The 17591-nt window shown below is 69.1% G+C and carries 17 protein-coding genes; 13 read left to right on the forward strand and 4 right to left on the reverse strand.

All coding sequences use genetic code 11. The features are described from left to right. The 4 genes from ACT4N3_RS03185 to ACT4N3_RS03200 form a co-directional block, all read left to right on the forward strand. A partial coding sequence (locus ACT4N3_RS03185) for a TonB-dependent receptor domain-containing protein (RefSeq protein WP_444853758.1) occupies window positions 1-1299 on the forward strand: 1299 nt, incomplete at its 5' end. Window positions 1300-1310: 11 nt separating this feature from the next. Then, entirely contained in the window at window positions 1311-2198 is an 888-nt protein-coding gene (locus ACT4N3_RS03190) for a hypothetical protein (protein WP_444853759.1), read from the forward strand. 136 nt (window positions 2199-2334) lie between these two features. Then, on the forward strand, window positions 2335-2787 hold the full coding sequence (locus ACT4N3_RS03195; protein WP_444853760.1) for a response regulator transcription factor: 453 nt from the start codon (window positions 2335-2337) through the stop codon (window positions 2785-2787). Between the two features lie 97 nt (window positions 2788-2884). Further along, window positions 2885-3418, forward strand: a complete 534-nt coding sequence (locus ACT4N3_RS03200; protein ID WP_444853761.1) for a DUF4199 domain-containing protein — start codon at window positions 2885-2887, stop codon at window positions 3416-3418. Here ACT4N3_RS03200 and ACT4N3_RS03205 read toward each other — a convergent pair whose 3' ends face one another. Beyond that, entirely contained in the window at window positions 3419-5035 is a 1617-nt protein-coding gene (locus ACT4N3_RS03205) for an amidohydrolase family protein (protein WP_444853762.1), read from the reverse strand. Window positions 5036-5146: 111 nt separating this feature from the next. Here ACT4N3_RS03205 and ACT4N3_RS03210 point away from each other — a divergent pair, with 111 nt between their 5' ends. The 4 genes from ACT4N3_RS03210 to ACT4N3_RS03225 all read left to right on the forward strand — a co-directional run bounded on the left by ACT4N3_RS03210 (window position 5147) and on the right by ACT4N3_RS03225 (window position 8740). Beyond that, a complete protein-coding gene (locus tag ACT4N3_RS03210) occupies window positions 5147-5434 on the forward strand; it encodes a PepSY domain-containing protein (RefSeq protein WP_444853763.1) in 288 nt (95 codons plus the stop codon). A gap of 91 nt (window positions 5435-5525) precedes the next feature. Then, window positions 5526-6194, forward strand: coding sequence for a response regulator transcription factor (locus ACT4N3_RS03215; RefSeq protein WP_444853764.1), 669 nt, complete (start codon window positions 5526-5528; stop codon window positions 6192-6194). Window positions 6195-6383: 189 nt separating this feature from the next. Beyond that, window positions 6384-7688, forward strand: coding sequence for a sensor histidine kinase (locus ACT4N3_RS03220; protein WP_444853830.1), 1305 nt, complete (start codon window positions 6384-6386; stop codon window positions 7686-7688). A gap of 41 nt (window positions 7689-7729) precedes the next feature. After that, window positions 7730-8740, forward strand: a complete 1011-nt coding sequence (locus ACT4N3_RS03225; protein ID WP_444853765.1) for a polyprenyl synthetase family protein — start codon at window positions 7730-7732, stop codon at window positions 8738-8740. On the opposite strand, the gene ACT4N3_RS03230 is transcribed toward ACT4N3_RS03225, so the two are convergent. Beyond that, complete coding sequence (locus tag ACT4N3_RS03230) at window positions 8737-9681, reverse strand: hypothetical protein (RefSeq protein ID WP_444853766.1); 945 nt, start codon at window positions 9679-9681, stop codon at window positions 8737-8739. The two genes, ACT4N3_RS03225 and ACT4N3_RS03230, sit on opposite strands and share 4 nt — an antisense overlap. 73 nt (window positions 9682-9754) lie before the next feature. On the opposite strand from ACT4N3_RS03230, the gene hrpB reads away from it, so the two are divergent. From hrpB to msrA, 4 genes are all read left to right on the forward strand, one after another. Beyond that, window positions 9755-12205, forward strand: a complete 2451-nt coding sequence (gene hrpB / locus ACT4N3_RS03235; protein ID WP_444853767.1) for an ATP-dependent helicase HrpB — start codon at window positions 9755-9757, stop codon at window positions 12203-12205. A 129-nt stretch (window positions 12206-12334) separates the two neighbouring features. Next, a complete protein-coding gene (locus ACT4N3_RS03240) occupies window positions 12335-12583 on the forward strand; it encodes a hypothetical protein (protein WP_444853768.1) in 249 nt (82 codons plus the stop codon). Window positions 12584-12674: 91 nt separating this feature from the next. Continuing rightward, window positions 12675-13976 carry a hypothetical protein gene (locus tag ACT4N3_RS03245; RefSeq protein WP_444853769.1) on the forward strand — a complete coding sequence of 434 codons (1302 nt, stop codon included), beginning with the start codon at window positions 12675-12677 and terminating at the stop codon, window positions 13974-13976. A gap of 5 nt (window positions 13977-13981) precedes the next feature. Continuing rightward, entirely contained in the window at window positions 13982-14569 is a 588-nt protein-coding gene (gene msrA / locus ACT4N3_RS03250) for a peptide-methionine (S)-S-oxide reductase MsrA (protein ID WP_444853770.1), read from the forward strand. A 5-nt stretch (window positions 14570-14574) separates the two neighbouring features. Here msrA and ACT4N3_RS03255 read toward each other — a convergent pair whose 3' ends face one another. Further along, window positions 14575-15345 carry a hypothetical protein gene (locus tag ACT4N3_RS03255; RefSeq protein ID WP_444853771.1) on the reverse strand — a complete coding sequence of 257 codons (771 nt, stop codon included), beginning with the start codon at window positions 15343-15345 and terminating at the stop codon, window positions 14575-14577. Window positions 15346-15561: 216 nt separating this feature from the next. Between ACT4N3_RS03255 and ACT4N3_RS03260 the strand changes: the two genes are divergently transcribed. Continuing rightward, entirely contained in the window at window positions 15562-16269 is a 708-nt protein-coding gene (locus ACT4N3_RS03260; RefSeq protein WP_444853772.1) for a hypothetical protein, read from the forward strand. On the opposite strand, the gene ACT4N3_RS03265 is transcribed toward ACT4N3_RS03260, so the two are convergent. After that, window positions 16266-17591, reverse strand: a complete 1326-nt coding sequence (locus ACT4N3_RS03265; protein WP_444853773.1) for an amidohydrolase — start codon at window positions 17589-17591, stop codon at window positions 16266-16268. The genes ACT4N3_RS03260 and ACT4N3_RS03265 overlap by 4 nt on opposite strands.

The following is a 17591-nucleotide window of genomic DNA, read 5'->3' on the forward strand; positions in this document are numbered from 1 at the left end:
GATACGATCGAGCGCCGTCGGGTCAGCCTCGACTGGCGCTACGAGGGCGAGGGCATGATCGATTTCGCCCAGGCCGCCGTCTATTGGCAGGAGAGCGACAATCGCCAGTCCGCCTTCGAGGACCGCAGCACCGCCGCCGACCGCAGCCGGATCAACACGTTCGACAATCGCGTGATCGGCGCCAGCGCGGAGGCGCGCTCGACCTTCGCGACCGGCGCCTTCCGGCACAATCTCGTCTTCGGCGGCGACATTTCCGAGACCCGGCAGGAGGGCATTCGCGACGGCACCGTGCCGCCGTTCGGCGAGACCTTCCCGGCCCGCGCCTTCCCGGTGACCGATTTCACCCTCGCCGGCCTCTTCGTCGGCGACGAGATCCAGCTGCCCGGCGGCCATGTCACCCTCCACCCGGCGCTGCGCTTCGACCATTACAGCCTCGATCCTGAGAACGAGCCATTGCTGCCCGGCTTTGCCGTCGCGCGCCAGGACGGCTCGCGCCTCACGCCGCGCCTCGGCATCGTCGGCCGGCTCGGCGGCGGCTTCAGCCTCTATGGAAACTACGCCCAGGGTTTCAGGGCGCCCTCGCCGACCCAGGTGAACCAGTTCTTCGCCAACCCGGCGCAGGGCTATACCTCGATCCCGAACTCGGATCTCGGCCCGGAGACGAGCGAGACGTTCGAGGCCGGCATCCGCTTCAACCGTGGCATCGTCTCGGCCCAGCTCACCGGCTTCGTCGGCCGCTACGACGATTTCATCAGCCAGCAGCAGGTCGGCGGCAATTTCACGCCCGGCAATCCGGCGGTCTTCCAGTTCGTCAATCTCGACCGGGTCGAGATCGAGGGGATCGAGGGGCGGCTGGCGATCGTTCTGCCGAACGGCTTCAACGCCGACGCCGCCTTCGCCTGGGCGAGCGGCGACATGATCCAGCCGAACGGCACGGAATCGCCGCTCTCGAGCATCGATCCGCTGCGCCTCGTGGTCGGCGCGGGCTGGCGCGATCCGGCGGGGCGGCTCGGCGCCCAGGCCTATGTCACTCATGCCGCGCGCAAGCCGCTCGATCGGACCACCGGCGTCTGCGGGACGTCCGCCTGCTTCCGGCCCGACGCCTCGACGGTGGTCGATCTCACCGCCTTCTGGCGGATCAGCGAGAATTTCACGCTGCGCGCCGGCCTGTTCAATATTTTCGACGAGAGCTACGCTTATTGGGGCGACGTTGTCGGCCTGCTGGCGACCTCGACCGTCACCGATGCTTACACCCAGCCGGGGCGCAATGTCCGCGCCTCGCTTTCCATCCGTTTCTGAGGAGATTTGGCATGATCCGCTTGATCGGCACGATGCTTGCCGCCCTGCTGTTGTTCGCGGCGCCGGCCGCGGCGCAGCCCCAGGGCGATTTCGGCATCCTCGTCATGGCGCATGGCGGCGGCCCGGCCTGGAACGGCCAGGTCGAGGCGATGCTGGAGCCGGTGCGGCGCGATCATCATCTGGAAATCGCCTTCGGCATGGCCTCGCCGGACACGATCCAGGAGGCGGTGCGGCGGCTCGAGGCGCGGGGCGTGCGGCGGATTGCGGTCGTCCGGCTATTCATCAGCGGCGAAAGCTGGCGCGAGCGCACCGAGCAGATTCTGGGGCTTCGCCCCGGCGCTCCGCCGCGGCCCCAGGGCGATGCCCATGGCGGCCATGGAGGCCACGACATGTCGCTGTGGCGGATCGATTCCAATTCCCGCTTCGCGCTGAGCGACGAAGGCCTGGCGAACGCGGCCGAGATGGGCGCGGTGCTGGTCGAGCGGGTCCGGCCGTTGAGCCGCGATCCGCGACGCGAGACCATATTGGTCCTCGCTCATGGTCCCGAGGACGATGCGGAAAACGAGCGCTGGATTCGCGAGATCGACGCGCGGGCCGCCGCGCTGCGGACCCATGCACCGTTCCGCCGGGTCGTTGTCGAGACGCTGCGCGAGGACTGGCCGGAGCGCCGGGCCGCCTCGGAGGCACGCATTCGCGCGATCGCGGCCGAAGCCGCGCGCGACGGCGGTCAGCTGATCGTGCTGCCTTATCGGGTGACCGGCTTCGGCCCCTATGCCCGCGTGCTGGAGGGCGTCACCTATACCGCCGACCGGCAGGGCCTGCTGCCGAGCCCGCAGGTCGAGCAATGGGTGCGCCGCCAGGCAGAGGCGCTCCGCCCGGCCCTGACACCGACGCCCTGAGCGACTTCGACATATTCGCATTGTCACGGGAGAGACATGCGACCGAGCATCCTGATCGCCATGACGCTTGAGCTGGCCCGGGCGATCGAAGAGGCCCGCCGCCTGATCCGAGAGGCGACCGCGCGGCGTTGACCCGATGCTGGCCGGGCGCGCCCGTTTCTGGCAGCTTCCGGGCATGTGGCGGACGATCCTGATCTATGCGCTGGCCTTGGCGGTCGCGGCCGTGGGGCTGGAATGGCTGCGCTACCGCCATGCGGCGCGGGTGCTGCCGACGGAAATCTATGTCGGGCTGATCGCGCTCGGTTTCATCGCGCTCGGCCTCTGGCTCGGCCGCCGGCTGACCCCCTCGCCGCGGCCGCGCGCGTTCGTCCGCAACGAGGCGGCGATCCGCTCGCTCGGCCTGTCCCCGCGCGAATGCGAGATTCTCGAAATGCTCGCCTCGGGCGCCTCGAACAAGGAGCTGGCGCGGGCGCTGGGCATCTCGCCCAACACGGTGAAGACCCATGTCGCGCGGGTCTATGAAAAGCTCGACGTCGACCGGCGCATCCAGGCGGTCGAGGAGGCGCGGCGGCTGGCGCTGATCCCATGATCCGAACGGGCGAAAGCGACGGAATCACCCATCAGGGCGATAGCCGGGGCCGGTTCGGTCCGCTTAGCTGCGGCGCGCGATCAACGGGAGCGGACCCATGAAATATGCCCTGATCTACGGCCTGCTGTCGGGTCTCGTCATCGTCGGCACGATCACCGCGGGGCTGGCGCTCGGGCCGGAGAACAGCATCTTCAGCACGATGTGGTTCGGCTATCTCGTCATGCTGGTGGCGCTGAGCTTCGTCTTCATGGGCGTGAAGCGCTATCGCGACGTCGAGAAGGGCGGGGCGATCCGCTTCATGCCGGCGCTCGGCATGGGCCTCGGCATCGCCGTGGTGGCGGCGCTGGCCTACATCCTGGTCTGGGAAATCTATCTCGCCGCGACCGGTTATCGCTTCATGGACGAGTTCCTTGCCGCGATGGCGCGCGGGCTCGAGGCGCAGGGCAAATCGGCCAGCGAGGTCGCGGCCGAGATGGCCGAATTTCAGTGGATGCGGGACAACTATGGCAACCCGCTGATCCGCATTCCGGTGACCTTCCTGGAGATTTTCCCGGTCGGCCTGATCGTCGCCTTGTTCTCGGCGGCCGTGCTGCGGAATCCGCGGGTGCTGCCGGCGCGGGTCGCGGGCTGATCAGCGCGCCGCCGCTTCCCGCGCCCGCGCTTCGGCCACCATCCGCTCGACGCTGGCGAGCAGTACGGGGGCGTCGTAGACGATGCCGTCCTTGATCGTCCAGCGGACGCCGCCGATCCGCTCGACCTGCTGCGTCTGGGCGTTCAGCCGCATATGGCCGGTGCCGTAGAGCAGCTTGAGGTTGGCGAGCGGGTTGCCGGGGACGATGACCAGATCGGCGAGCATGCCGGCGCGCACGATGCCGAATTCGGGTTCACGGCCCGTCGGCTCGACGAGCTCGCGGGCGCCGTTGATCGTGGCCGCCTGGATGACCTCCAGCGGCGAGAAGCCCGCTTCCTGCAGCATCTCCAGCTCCTGGACGTAAGAGAAGCCCCAGGTCTGGTAGATATAGCCGGGGTCGGAGCCGACCGTGACCCGCCCGCCCATATTCTTGTAGTCGTTCACCAGCCGCATCCAGGGCGTGTAGAAGCGCCGCCAGGCGATCTCGTCGGCGGTCGTCCAGTCCCAGAAATAAGAGCCGTGATGGACCCGGCTTGGCTGGAAGAAGCGTTGCAGCGACGGCAGCGTATAGCGCTCGTGCCATTCGGCGGTGCGCGCGCGCATCACGTCGCGGCCGGCGGAATAGATGTTGAAGGTCGGCGACATGAAGACGCCCCGCTCGCGCAGCCGCTCGAGATAGGCGCGCCATTCCGGGCTTCCCGGCGTCACGATCTGGTCGGCGAGGCGCGCCACCTGGCCGAACCGCCATTGCTCGTCGGCCATGTTGTAGTCGGGCGGGTAGGAGGGGAGGCGCCGGTCGCGCAGCAGGGATTCGAAATGACCGTAGAAATGGGTGACACCGCCCAGCCCCAGCGCCGCGGCGCGATCGGCATTGACCTCGGCGACGCCGCCCTGGCCGAGATGGGCGACAGTGCCGAGCCGCTGCGCGCGGGCCTCGGCGAGCGCCGCTTCGAGCACCGCCGGCGGCTCGCTGTTGAAGAACTTGATCCCGTCATAGCCGGCCTGCGCGGCCCAGCGGACGAAGGCCCGCGCCCGTTCCGGGCTGTTCACTGGGCCGCCGGTCCAGACATCCCCGATCACGACATAAGCGAACAGGCGGGGCGCGACGATGCTGTTGTCGCGGCTGCGCTGCCGGTCGGCGAGCGACATGTCGCCCGCGCCGCCGTAAAGGCCGACGCCGCGCACCGTGGTGACGCCGTGCGCCAGCCAGAGCCGGTAGCCATAGGTCGCGTTCGGCGCCTTGTCGGGATCGCCATTGTGGCCATGGACGTCGACGAAGCCGGGCAGCACCGTCATGCCGGCGGCGTCGATCTCGCGATCGGCGTCGCCCGGCGGGCGATTCTGCGGCTGCGGCAGGCCGGGGTTTCCGGCGGAGCGGATGCTCTCGATCCGGTTGCCCGCGACGACGATGTCGACGGGGCCCCGCGGCGGCGCCCCGCTGCCGTCGACCAGGGTCGCGTTGCGGATGACGAGGCGGCGGTATGGCCCCTCACCCTCGCCCGGCTGACGGTCCGGCACCCGCTCCATCCGGGCGACATCCTGGGCGAAGCCCGACGGCTGGACCGCGAGCGTCGCCAGCAACAGCGCGGCCCAGCCTGCCAAACGCATCAGACGCATCGCGATCCCCCGATAGGTTAAGCCCAGCCTACCGCCCTATTCATGGCCTATTCAATGGCTTCGGCTATTGTGGCTTGCGATTCTCCCGCGAAAGGCCAAACCGTTCCCGCCATGCGTCCGCTGTTGCTCGTCCTGCTTGTTCTCGCCTGCGCGGCGCCTGCTGTCGCGCAGCGGCTGGGCGCGACGCGCGGCGGCGAACAGGACCAGGCTTATCGAGCGATGAATCAGGGCGAGATCCTGCCGCTCGGCGAAATCCGGGCGCGGATCAACGTGCCGGGTGCGAGGTTCATCGGCGTCGAGTTCGACGGGCGCATCTATCGCCTGAAGTTCATGCGCGGCTCCGAGATGATCTGGATCGACGTCGACGCGCGCACCGGCCGGGTGGTCGGCCGCCAATAGCGCGTCGCGCCCGGCATGGCGCTGGACGGCGCTCGCTGCTATCTCCATCTGAACGGCTTCGCGCCCTCGGGCGCCAGGGAAGGGAATGTCTATGCGGGTGCTGATCGTCGAGGACGAACCCAATCTGGGGCGGCAGCTGCGCGCGACGCTGGAGGGCGCGGGCTATGCGATCGATCTCGCCACCGACGGCGAGGACGGCCACTATCTGGGCTCGACCGAGACCTATGACGCGATCATCCTCGATCTCGGCTTGCCCGAGGTGGACGGGCTCACCGTGCTCGACCGCTGGCGCAAGGAGGGGATGAAGGTCCCGGTTCTTGTCCTGACCGCGCGCGACAGCTGGTCGGACAAGGTGGCGGGGCTCGACGCCGGCGCCGACGATTATCTCGCCAAGCCGTTCCAGACCGAGGAGCTGATCGCGCGGTTGCGCGCCCTGATCCGCCGCGCCTCCGGCAATGCCTCGTCCGAACTGATCGCCGGCGACGTGCGGCTCGACACCCGCTCCGGCAAGGTGACGCTGGACGGCGAGCCGGTGAAGCTGACCGCGCAGGAATATAAGCTCCTGTCCTACCTGATGCACCACAAGGGCAAGGTGGTGAGCCGTACCGAGCTGATCGAGCATATCTACGACCAGGATTTTGATCGGGATTCTAACACCATCGAAGTCTTCGTCACTCGCATCCGCAAGAAGCTCGGCCCCGACGTGATCACCACGATCCGCGGCCTCGGCTATTCGCTCGACGAGCCGCGCGCGTCATGAGGCGTTCAGCCCTTTTTCGTCATTCCCGCGAAGGCGGGAATCCATACTGAGTCCGGCGCGGCTCTCCAGTCGCATGGACTCCCGCTTTCGCGGGAGTGACGGATTGGCATGAAGCTGAAGCTCCCCTCACTCCGCCGCTTCTGGGTCCGCCGCGCCGAGCGGCGCTCGTCGGGCTCGCTCACCCGGCGGATGATCGGCATCGCGGCGCTGTGGATCGGGCTTTTGCTTTCGGTCGGCGCCTATGCGCTCGATCGGTTGCTGACCTCGGCGGTGACCGAGAATTTCGACGCCCAGCTCGAGTTCGTGCTGACCTCGATGATCGCCTCGGCCGAGATCGGCCCGGAAGGCGAGGTGCTGTACGCCCGCGAGCCTGCCGACCAGCGCTTCCTGGAGCCTTATTCCGGCCTCTATTATCAAGTCAGCGGCCAGGGGTTCGAGCCCTTCCGCTCGCGCTCGCTCTGGGACCGGCGGCTGACGCCGCAAGGCCATGACGATGGCGAGGCCCATTATTATGACAGCGCCGAGTTCCCCGGCGAAGCGCTGAGGATCATCGAGCGCGACGTGCGCATGCCCGGGTCGCCGATCCGCTGGCGCTTTCAGGTCGCCCAGAATCGCGAGCTGCTCGACGAGCAGATCGGGGTCATCCGCAACACCCTGATCCAGTCCTTCGGCGTCCTCGGCCTTGGCCTGATCATCCTCGCCGCCCTGCAGGCGATCTACGGGCTATGGCCGCTCCGGAAGATGCGGCGCGCGATCGCGGCGGTGCGATCCGGCCAGAAGTCACGGATCGACGAACGGCTGCCGGCCGAGATTCAGCCTCTTACCGAGGAGCTCAATGAACTGCTCGAGCATAATGAGACGCAGGCGGAGGAAGCGCGGCGCCATGCCGGCAACCTCGCCCATGCGCTGAAGACCCCGCTCACCGTGGTCAACAACGCCGCCACCGCGCACGCGCCCGATCTCGCCGATACGGTGATCCGCGAATCGCGGGTGATGCGGCGCCAGGTCGACCATCATCTCGCTCGGGCGCGGGCGATCGGCCGGCGCTCCAGCGCGCAGGCGCGCAGCGCCGTCTGGCCAAGCCTCGAATCGGTCGAGCGCGCGGTGAGCCGGCTCTACGAGAACGTCACCATCGACATCGCCGGCGACAAGCAAGCGGAGGCGCGGGTCGAGCGGCAGGATCTCGACGAGCTGCTCGGCAATCTGATCGAGAACGCCGCCAAATATGGCCAGGGCCGGGTCTTCGTGACCGTGAACGCCACGCCCGAATGGGCGGAGATCGAGGTCGAGGACGACGGCGCCGGCATTCCGGAAAGCGAGCGCGAGACGATCTTCGATCGCGGCGCCCGGCTCGACTCCGGCAAGCCCGGTACCGGCCTCGGCCTCGCCATCGTCCGCGATGTCGCCCAGATCTACGGCGGCTCGATCGCGCTGGAGGAGAGCGAGGATCTGGGCGGCCTGCTCGCCCGGCTGAAGCTGCCCAAGGCGGCCTGACCCTTGCGTTTGCGCGGCGGGACGCGCATCGGCGCCAACGCATGACCGCGACCGTTCACCCCCTGCGACCTGGTGCCGCGCCGTCCCTCGATCCGATCGTCCAGCTCGTCGCCGCCGACTTGAACAAGGTCAATGCAGTGATCCTGGAGCGGATGCAGAGCGAGGTGGCCTTGATCCCGGAGCTTGCCGGCCACCTCATCGCCGGCGGCGGCAAGCGAATGCGGCCGATGCTGACGCTCGCCTGCGCTGCCCTGGTCGATTACCAGGGCGCGCGGCATCACAGGCTCGCCGCCGCGGTCGAGTTCATCCACACCGCCACCTTGCTCCACGACGACGTGGTCGATGGCTCCGGCCTCAGGCGCGGCCGGCGCACCGCGAACATGATCTGGGGCAATCCGGCGAGCGTGCTGGTCGGCGACTTCCTGTTCAGCCGCGCCTTCGAGTTGATGGTCGAGGATGGTTCGCTGAAGGTGCTCAAGATCCTGTCGCGGGCGTCGAGCGTGATCGCCGAAGGCGAGGTCAGCCAGCTCACCGCCCAGCGCCGGATCGACACCGGCGAGGACCATTATCTTGAGATCATCTCGGCCAAGACGGCGGCCCTGTTCGCCGCCGCCTGCCGGATCGCGGCGGTGGTCGCCGAGCGCGAGGAGGAAGCCGAGGCCGCGCTCGACGCTTATGGCCGCAACCTCGGCATCGCGTTCCAGCTCGTCGACGATGCGATCGACTATTCCTCCGACGCGGCGACGATGGGCAAAAGGGTCGGCGACGACCTCAGGGACGGCAAGGTGACGCTGCCCGTCATCCTCGCTTATGCGCGTGGGAGCGAGACGGACCGCACCTTCTGGCGCGAGGCGATCGCCGGCGGCGCGGCCGAGCCCGACCTCGCCCGCGCGACCGACCTGCTCGAAGAGACGGGCGCGCTCGCCGACACGCTGGAACGGGCGCGCCTGTTCGGCCGGCGGGCAATCGACGCGCTCGGCGCCTTTCCGGCCGGCCGGGCCAAGGCGGCGCTGGTCGAGACGGTCGAGTTCGCGATCCAGCGCGCTTATTAGTCCAGCCGCTGCCCGCTCTCTTCGGCGATGAAGCTCAGCAAGGCGGCCTCAAGCGGATCGAGGTCCGGCTGGGCGGCGAGGCGCGCCCTCAGCCAGTCGGCCTCGGCCGGATCGATCGCCCGCGCGGCAGCCTGAAGCGCGGCGCGATCCGGCTCCGACGGGCCGGCCGCGGCGGCGGCTGAGAAACCCGAAAGCCCCGCGGCGGCCATTCGGCGGAAGAAGCCGCCGATATGCGGCTGGTTGTCGTCCACGAACGCTTCGAGCCGCGCCGCCTCGTCGCGGGCGAGCGGGCGATAGCTGTTATAGGCCATCAGATGGTTGCCGACCGCCTGCACGAACAATTTGTCCCATTCGGGCGCGTTGACCGCGCCGAGCGACAGATCCTTGATACGGAACAGCATGTCGGCCTCGGCGCGGCTGATGCAGGCCGGACCATCCCCGGCCTGGGCAAACAGGATGCGCCGCAACAACCTCGCTTCGGCGGCGTTGACGGAGCCGGGCTCGAGGGCCTCGCCATCGCGCGTCGGCCCCGCGCCGGTCAGCACGGCCGCTTCGATTTGCGACAACGCGTAATCTTTCAGGCCATCGGGCACATTGGTCGCATCTTCGAGGACTTTGACGAGCAATTCGAGCTCGCCAAGGGAATCGACGCGGCCGTCTTGGTCGATCCGCGCGATCAGCCAGCGCGCCTTGGCGTCGTCGACATAGCCGGCCGGCGCCGCCTGGTGAACGACATAGTCGCTCATCGCCTCGACGAAGAATTCGACCCATTCGCGATTCGCTGACTTCAGCCCTTCGTTGAGGTCGAAGATCGCTTCCGCCTCGGCCGGATCGACCCGGCCGTCGGGCCAGCAAATCCGACGCAGCGACAGGATATCGGCGGGCGCGAGAGCGGCCTTCGCCTTGAGCTCGGCAGCGAGCGACAGAAAGGGTGCGGTCATGCGTGTTCCTTGATGCGCGCGGCACCTTAGCAGCGGGGCTTTAACGGCTTCTTACAAAGGCTAAGGAGGCCGCGTGAGCGCGCTCCCCATTGCCTCCGTCCTCCCCGCGCTGCTCGCGGCGCTGCGCGAGGGGTCGAACGCTGTTCTGGTCGCGCCGCCGGGGGCGGGCAAGACGACGGCGGTGGCGCCGGCCCTGCTCGGCGAGCCGTGGTGCACTGGCGAGATCCTGCTGCTCTCGCCGCGCCGACTCGCCGCGCGGGCGGCGGCGGAGCGGATGGCGGAACTGGCTGGCGAAACTGCCGGCGGGCTGATCGGCTATGCGACCCGGCTCGACAGCAAAAGATCGGCGCGGACGCGAATCACGGTGCTGACCGAAGGGATTTTCCTCTCCCGCCTTCAATCCAATCCCGAGCTGAAGGGCGTCTCCGCCGTCTTGTTCGACGAGGCGCACGAGCGCAGCCTCGACGGCGATTTCGGCCTCGCGCTGGCGATCGACGCGCAGTCGGGATTGCGGCCGGACCTCAGGCTTCTCGTCATGTCGGCGACGCTCGACGGTGCCCGCTTCGGAACCCTGATGAACGATGCGCCGGTGGTCGAGAGCGAAGGCAGGGCGCATTCGGTCGAGATCGTCCATCTCGGCCGCGCCGCCGAAGCGCGGATCGAGGCGGCGATGGCGAGCGCGATCCGCCGCGCTTTTGCCGAGCGGCCGGGCGACCTGCTGGCCTTCCTGCCCGGCGTCGCCGAGATCGAGCGGACGGCGGAGCGGCTGAATCTGCCGCCGGACGTGGACTTGCATCGCCTGCACGGGACGCTCGACCCCGCCGCGCAGCGCGCCGCGATCCGCGCCGCGCCGCCCGGCCGGCGCAAGATCGTGCTCGCGACCTCGATCGCCGAGACCAGCCTGACCCTGGACGGGGTGCGGATCGTCGTCGATTCCGGGCTCGCGCGGCGGCCGCGCTACGACCGTGCCGCCGGCCTCACGCGACTGGTGACGGAGCGGGCCAGTCAGGCTGCGGTCGCGCAGCGCGCCGGCCGCGCGGGACGGCAGGCGCCGGGCGCCGTCTATCGCTTGTGGGAAGCGGCCGCGACGGCAAGCCCGCCGCGCTTCGATCCACCGGAAATCCTGGAGGCGGACCTGTCGGCGCTGCTGCTCGATTGCGCGCTCTGGGGCGTCGCCGATCCGCGCGCCCTGCGCTGGCTCGATCCGCCGCCTGAGGCGGCGGTGACGGAGGCGCGCCGGCGGCTGGCCTCGTTGGGCGCGATCGACGAGGCGGGCAGGCCCACAGCGCATGGGCGGGCCATCGCCGCCTTGCCGCTCCCGCCCCGCCTCGCCCATATGATGATCGAAGCCGAAGCGCGGGGCTGGGGCGTGACGGCGGCCGAGGTCGCTGTGCTGCTGTCGGAACGTGGGCTGGGCGGCAGTGACGCCGATCTGGAGCTGCGCCTGCGCCGCTGGCGCGGCGATAAGGGCAGGCGGGCCAAGGCCGCGCGGGGATTGGCGCGCAACTGGCTCAAGCTCACCAGCGCGTCTGCGGCGAAGCTCGTCGCTGCCGGTGGCGAAATCGGCGCCTGCGTCGCGCTCGCCTTCCCGGATCGGGTGGCGAGGCGGCGCGACGCGACCGGCGCGGACTGGCTCAGCGTTGGCGGGCGCGGCTTCCGGCTCGATCCGGCCGATCCGCTCGCCCGCAATGCCTGGCTGGCGGTCGCCGAGGTGAGCGGCGCGGCCGGCGGCGCGCGTATCCTCGCCGCCGCGCCGATCGATCAGGAAGCCGTCGAATCGCTGTTTGTCGTGCGGATCGAGACAGGCGCGAAGGTCGATTTCGATCCCGCCACCGGTGCCGTTCGCGCCAGTCATGGCCGCCGTCTCGGGGCGATCACCCTGTCCGGCGGGCAGGACAGCCGCGCTGAGCCGGCCGCGATCGAGGCGGCATTGCTGGACGGCGTGCGCACGTACGGCGTCGATTTGCTGCCATGGGGCGAGGCGGCGCGGTCGCTGCGCGTTCGGGCCGGCTTCGCGCGGCGGCACGAATCGTCGCTTCCCGATCTCTCCGACCCGGCGTTCATCGCCGATCTCGATCAGTGGCTGCCGCCGCTGCTCGCCGGCCTTCGGCGGCTGGACGGGATCGATGCCGGCGCGCTGACCGCGGCGCTGGAGGCACGGTTGGGCTGGCCCGGCCGGCAAGAGGTGGAGCGCATCGCGCCCAGCCACTTCGAAACCCCGGCCGGCAGCCGCCACCCGATCGACTATGACGCCGAGGCCGGGCCGACCGTCACCGTCCGGGTGCAGGCGCTGTTCGGGATTGCGGAGCATCCGACGGTTGGCGGCGTTCCGCTCGTCCTCTCGCTCACCTCGCCGGCCGGACGGCCGATCCAGACGACGCGCGACCTGCCCGGCTTCTGGCGCGGCAGCTGGGCCATGGTCGCGAAGGAGATGCGCGGCCGTTATCCCAGGCATCCCTGGCCGGACGATCCGGCCGCCGCGCCGCCGACGCTCAGGACCAAACGCGCCGACCAGGCACGCTGACGCAAGGCCGATCAGCGATTCGGCAAGCGCGATCAACAAGTTCGCAGCACCGGTCAGTGCCTCGCGACGTTATATTCTCCTAATACAGCGGAGGCGCCGCTTCGGCGCTTCGTGAAAAGGAGTCCAGGGATGCGCAAGACCATCCTGCTGTCCGTCGCCGGCGCGATCACGCTCGGCCTGTCCGTCCCCGCCAGCGCCAGCGACGACAATGCCCGCGCGGCGCGTGACGCCGCTGTGCCTCAGACCACCGCGTCGAACGATGCCGACCGGCAGATCTGCGTCCGCGCCCAGCTCACCGGCTCCAGACTCTACCGGCGTATCTGCCGCACCGCGCGCGAATGGGAGGCGCTGGAAGGAGGGCTGCCCAACGAGCGCTGAGGCCCGCTGAAAGCCGACGCCCGGCCAGATTCCGGTTCGCCTTCGTGCCTCGCCGCGCTAGAGCGGCGCCGGGCGAAGACGGAGATAAGGGATGCGGCGGCTGGCGGCGCTTGGCCTGATGCTTTTGCTTGGCCTGCTCGGCGCGCCCGCGTCGGCCCAATCCGACGATCTCGACGCCATCGCGCGCGATTATGTCCGGCTCCAGCTCGAGATCGGCGCCCGCGACGACGGTTATATCGACGCATATTACGGCCCGCCCGAAATCCGCGCGGCCGCCACCGCCAATCCGCGCGGCCTCGACGAACTGGCGCGTGCCGTCGAGGGACTGAGAGGTCGGCTCCGGACCGTGCCGCCGAACGGAGGTCTTTCGCAGCGGCGCGGCGCTTTTCTCGAGGCCCAGCTCAACGCCGCCAGTCACCGGCTGCGCATGCTGCGCGGCGAGCGGCTGAGCTTCGCCGAGGAGGCGCGCGGGCTCTATGGCGTTGAGGTGGAAGGGCTGCTCCACCCGCTCACACACTACGACCCGGTCCTCGCCCGGATCGAGCGCCTGGTGCCGGGCACCGGGCCGCTGCCGGAGCGGGTCGAAGACTTGCTCGCCCGCTTCACGATTCCGCGCGAGCGCCTGGAAGCGGTGATGCGCGCCGCGATCGCGGAGTGCCGGCGGCGAACCATTGCCTATCTTCCGCTGCCCCGCGACGAGGCGTTCACGCTGGAGTTCGTCACCAACCAGCCCTGGTCCGGCTACAATTGGTATCAGGGCAATTACCGCAGCCTCATCCAGGTCAACACCGATCAGCCGGCGCGGTTGAGCCGGGCTGTCGATCTTGGGTGCCACGAAGGCTATCCCGGCCATCACGCCTATAACGTGCTGCTGGAGCAGGCTCTCGCGCGCGGCCGCGGCTGGGTCGAGTATCAGGTCTATCCGCTTTACTCGCCGCAGAGCCTGATCGCCGAGGGCAGTGCCAATTACGGCGTTCCGCTCGCCTTCCCGGGCCGCGATCGGCTTCAATTCGAGACGCGCGTGCTTTACCCGCTCGCCGGCCTTTCGACGCGAGGCGCGGCCACCTATCTCGCGCTGCAGCAGGCGATGGAGGCGCTGTCCGGCGCGCGCTTCACGATCGCGCGCGAGCTGCTGGAAGGGCGGATCACGCGCGAAGAGGCGATCGCCCTCGCCCAGCGCTATCAGCTCATGACCCGCTCCCGGGCCGAGCAATCGGTCCGCTTCACGGAGCGCTACCGCGCCTATGTGATCAATTACGGCCTCGGCCGGGACATGGTCGCGGCCCATATCGAGAGGCAGGGCCGGACGCCGTACGTCCGTTGGATGGCGATGCGGCGCTTGCTGTCGGAGCCGGTGCTGCCGGTTGACCTTCTGCCGCGCGCCCCCAGATGAATGCCATGACGCTTCGCACCGCCTTCGCCGTCCTGATCGCCGCCGCCCTCGCCAGCGCCTCGGTCGCGCAGGGCAGCCGGACCGAACGCGCGATCTTCGCCGGCGGCTGCTTCTGGTCGACCGAGAATGACATGGAGCATGTGCCGGGCGTGAGCTCGGCGGTGTCCGGCTTCACCGGCGGCACCGTCGCGAACCCGACCTATGAGCAGACCAGCGCCGGCGGCACCGGCCATGTCGAGGCGGTGGTCGTCGTCTTCGATCCCGCGCGGATCAGCTATGCCCAGCTCGTCCGCCGCTTCCTGAGGACGATCGACCCGACTGACGATGGGGGCCAGTTTTGCGATCGCGGCCCGGTCTACCGCACAGCGATCTTCGCGATCGGCGACGCGCAAAGGCGCGAAGCGCTGGCCGCGGTGGCAGAGGCGAACCGGCAGCTGGGCGGCCGGGTGGTGACGCCGGTGCGCGCCGCCAGCCGCTTCTACGGCGCCGCGCTCAATCACCAGGATTATGCGCGGCGCAATCCCGAGCGTTACGCCGCCTATCGCCGCGGCTGCGGCCGCGACGCGGCGCTGCGCCGGGTGTGGGGCGGCTAGGCGGCTCAGCCGCGCGTGATATTTTCGATGCGCCGTATATCGGCGATGGTCACCCCGCCACGCTCATCCACGATGCGCACGACATCGCCCAGCCGCTCTGCATTGCCGTAAAGAGAATAGCCGCCGGTAAAGCGAACGGCCCGGGCCATCGTGTCCTCGAGGTGCGCTGGAATGATCTCGGCGACGTCGCTGTTGTCGATCAGCATCATGCCGTCGGCGGTTTCGAGGTGCAGAAAACCATCGCCGCGCGAGCAATTGTCGAAGGCGATCGATTGGCCTGAGGCGCGGATGAGCAGGCCAAGCGAATCGCCGCAATTGTCGGCATCGTTCGCGGCGGCGACCATGGTGAGGGCGACCAGCTCAGCGGCCAACCACTCCACCTGCCCGCCCGGCAGACGGATGCGATAAAAGCCGTCCCGGATCTCAAGAACCTGCACGAACAGGTTGCGCTGAATGTGGACTCTGCTCGTGCCATTTGCGGAGCTGATGGCGACCCCGCGGCTTGGTATGAAGCCCCTCAGCGCGGCAACCGGCACTCGTCCGCCATTGACGAATTCGTAGATCGTACCGCCTTCGAGCACGCCTACGGCTTCACCTTGGGCGATAAGCCTGCCGCCGCCAAGCTCCAGCCTCGCGATCGGTTCGAAGCCGGCGCGGATCAGCCCGCCGCGTTCGATTGTCAGCGCTGCCGTGCGCGTTCCGCCGGCGGTCACTTGCTGGAGCGTCTCGCTGATCACGCCTCTTCGCGCAGCAGCGCTGATCAGCGGATCCGACACGAGAACGCGAGAGGCGCCGGCCCGAATGGCAGCGCCGCGCGCCACTGCCCCCGCTGCGCCTCTCAGCGCCAGGGAACCGGCGGCACCGGCCAGACAGCCGCTCAGCAGCAAGCACAAACATGCACCGGCAACGGCTCGCCGTCCCGGCCGGACTCGAACGCCACGTTGCGGAAGAGCCATCATGTCTTCGGTCCAGAAAGGCATTATAGCACAATCGTGAGATCAGCGCGCGCAATTCCTGTTCTTCATTTGGCAACGCTAGCGGCGTTGCTTGGCTGCAGCGCGCGCGATTATCCTGCGGAGCTGAACGCAGCGAACGCGCAGCTACAGGCGCAACAGGCTGCGCTTGATGAAGCGGAGCGAAACCTCAACGCCCTGCGAGCTCGGGTGGATGAACTTGAAGCGCGGGGCGACCCGATCCACGATCTTCGTCTTTCTGTTACTGTCCGATGCCGAGCGTTGTCCGTCCGGCCGCCGGAACGTTTTCGGGCGGGAACCGTCCTGGAATTGATCCAGGCCGGCGGCGGCCACTGGCGGATGAGCGATGATCCGACTTCGGTGGCGACCGTGGCTGAGCTTGGAACCGATCTCTATGCGGTGACATTCACCTATCAAGCGCGGCCCGGTGAACCGCAGACCGTCCTAGGCCAGGATGTCCGGGATCTCACCCAAGTCAGCGCGCTCCGGGTCAGACTGGACAGCGTCCTCGCCGCCTTCGGGCTAGAAATAATGCCGGACGGTAATGCCGGTGTGAGCGTCGCTGTAAACGGACTGACACTTGTTGACGTTCAAAACGTCGGCGCACCGTCTACCCCGGACCAGAATCGGTCACGGTCGCTGGACGTCTCCTCGCATTTCTCTTCCGTGCCGGACACCTATCGGGCGAGAATGCGCCAGGCTCACCGGGGTCAAATCGTCCGCTAACGCCGCGCCAGCACGTCGAGCGCGGCCACCGTCATCGCCTCCACCGCGGTCGAGATCGTCGGGTCGGGCTCCGGGGCCCAGAAGGGGCTGTGCAGCGAGGGCAGGACGGTGCCGTCGCGCTGCGCGGCGTCGTAGCGCGCCTGCGGCACGCCGCCGACCCAGAAGATCAGGCTCTGCAGCTCCGGCTGCGCGATCCGGAAGCGGCCGAAATCCTCGCCGGCCATGACCGGGCGGATCTGGCGGACCCGCGCCTCGCCGAAATGGGCCCGGAAGCGGGCGGCCATGCTTTGGGTCAGCGCTTCGGTGTTCAATGTCGCCGGGGTCGATTCACCCTCGCGCACCGTCACCTGCGGCATCCGGTCGTCGGGAACGCCGGCGGCGATCGCCTCGCCCCGCGCGATGCGGGCGATCCCGTCGAGCAGCATCCGGCGCACCTCGGGCGTGTAGCTGCGCACGGTGAGCAGCAGCCGCGCCTCGTCCGATATGATGTTGTGCTTGGTCCCGGCCTGGAAGCTGCCGACGGTGACGACGGCGCTGTCGAGCGGGTCGAGCTCGCGGCTGACCAGGGTCTGCAGCGCCATGACGATGCGGCTGCCGAGGACGATCGGGTCGCGCGTCGTGTGCGGCGCGGCGCCATGGCCGCCGACGCCGCGCACCACCATGTCGACGCTGTCGACATTGGCCAGCGCCGGCCCCGGCGAGAAGCCGATCATGCCCGCCGGCAGCGTCGCCGAATCGTGGAAGGCGATGGCGTGGGTCGGGCGCGGGAAGCGGGTGAAGAGGCCCGCCTCCAGCATCGCCCGCGCGCCCTGGCTCGTCTCCTCGCCGGGCTGGGCGATCATCACCAATGTGCCGGACCACTGGCCGCGCAGGGCGACCAGCCGCCGGGCGGTGCCGATCCAGGCGGTCATATGGGTGTCGTGGCCGCACGAATGGGCGATGAAGGTGTCGAGCCCTTCGCGGGTCTGGCCGCGCGCGCGGCTGGCGAAGGGGAGGCCGGTCCGCTCCTCCATCGGCAGCCCGTCCATGTCGGCGCGCAGCATCAGCACCGGCCCCGGCCCGTTCTCCAGCACCGCGACGATGCCGGTCCCGCCGACCCCGGTCGTGACGGTGAAGCCCAGCCGCCGCGCCTCCGCCGCCATGATCCCGGCGCTCCGCGTCTCCTGCATCGACAGCTCGGGATTGGCGTGCAGGTCGCGGTAGATGTCGAGCAGCGCCGGCATGTCGGCGCGGATCGCGGTGCGCAGCTCCTGCGCCTCCAGGGGAGCGGCGGCGATCATCGCGGCGGCCGACAGCAGGGCGGCAAGCAGTTTGCGCGGCAT

Source organism: Sphingosinicella sp., from assembly GCF_052388015.1.
In the GTDB taxonomy this organism is placed as follows: domain Bacteria; phylum Pseudomonadota; class Alphaproteobacteria; order Sphingomonadales; family Sphingomonadaceae; genus Allosphingosinicella.

Coding starts and splice junctions, on each gene's coding strand:
- ACT4N3_RS03190 (WP_444853759.1), top strand. CDS start 1,311: ATGATCCGCTTGATCGGCACGATGCTTGCCGCCCTGCTGTTGTTCGCG.
- ACT4N3_RS03195 (WP_444853760.1), top strand. CDS start 2,335: ATGCTGGCCGGGCGCGCCCGTTTCTGGCAGCTTCCGGGCATGTGGCGG.
- ACT4N3_RS03200 (WP_444853761.1), top strand. CDS start 2,885: ATGAAATATGCCCTGATCTACGGCCTGCTGTCGGGTCTCGTCATCGTC.
- ACT4N3_RS03205 (WP_444853762.1), bottom strand. CDS start 5,035: ATGCGTCTGATGCGTTTGGCAGGCTGGGCCGCGCTGTTGCTGGCGACG.
- ACT4N3_RS03210 (WP_444853763.1), top strand. CDS start 5,147: ATGCGTCCGCTGTTGCTCGTCCTGCTTGTTCTCGCCTGCGCGGCGCCT.
- ACT4N3_RS03215 (WP_444853764.1), top strand. CDS start 5,526: ATGCGGGTGCTGATCGTCGAGGACGAACCCAATCTGGGGCGGCAGCTG.
- ACT4N3_RS03220 (WP_444853830.1), top strand. CDS start 6,384: ATGATCGGCATCGCGGCGCTGTGGATCGGGCTTTTGCTTTCGGTCGGC.
- ACT4N3_RS03225 (WP_444853765.1), top strand. CDS start 7,730: ATGACCGCGACCGTTCACCCCCTGCGACCTGGTGCCGCGCCGTCCCTC.
- ACT4N3_RS03230 (WP_444853766.1), bottom strand. CDS start 9,681: ATGACCGCACCCTTTCTGTCGCTCGCTGCCGAGCTCAAGGCGAAGGCC.
- ACT4N3_RS03240 (WP_444853768.1), top strand. CDS start 12,335: ATGCGCAAGACCATCCTGCTGTCCGTCGCCGGCGCGATCACGCTCGGC.
- ACT4N3_RS03245 (WP_444853769.1), top strand. CDS start 12,675: ATGCGGCGGCTGGCGGCGCTTGGCCTGATGCTTTTGCTTGGCCTGCTC.
- msrA (WP_444853770.1), top strand. CDS start 13,982: ATGACGCTTCGCACCGCCTTCGCCGTCCTGATCGCCGCCGCCCTCGCC.
- ACT4N3_RS03265 (WP_444853773.1), bottom strand. CDS start 17,591: ATGCCGCGCAAACTGCTTGCCGCCCTGCTGTCGGCCGCCGCGATGATC.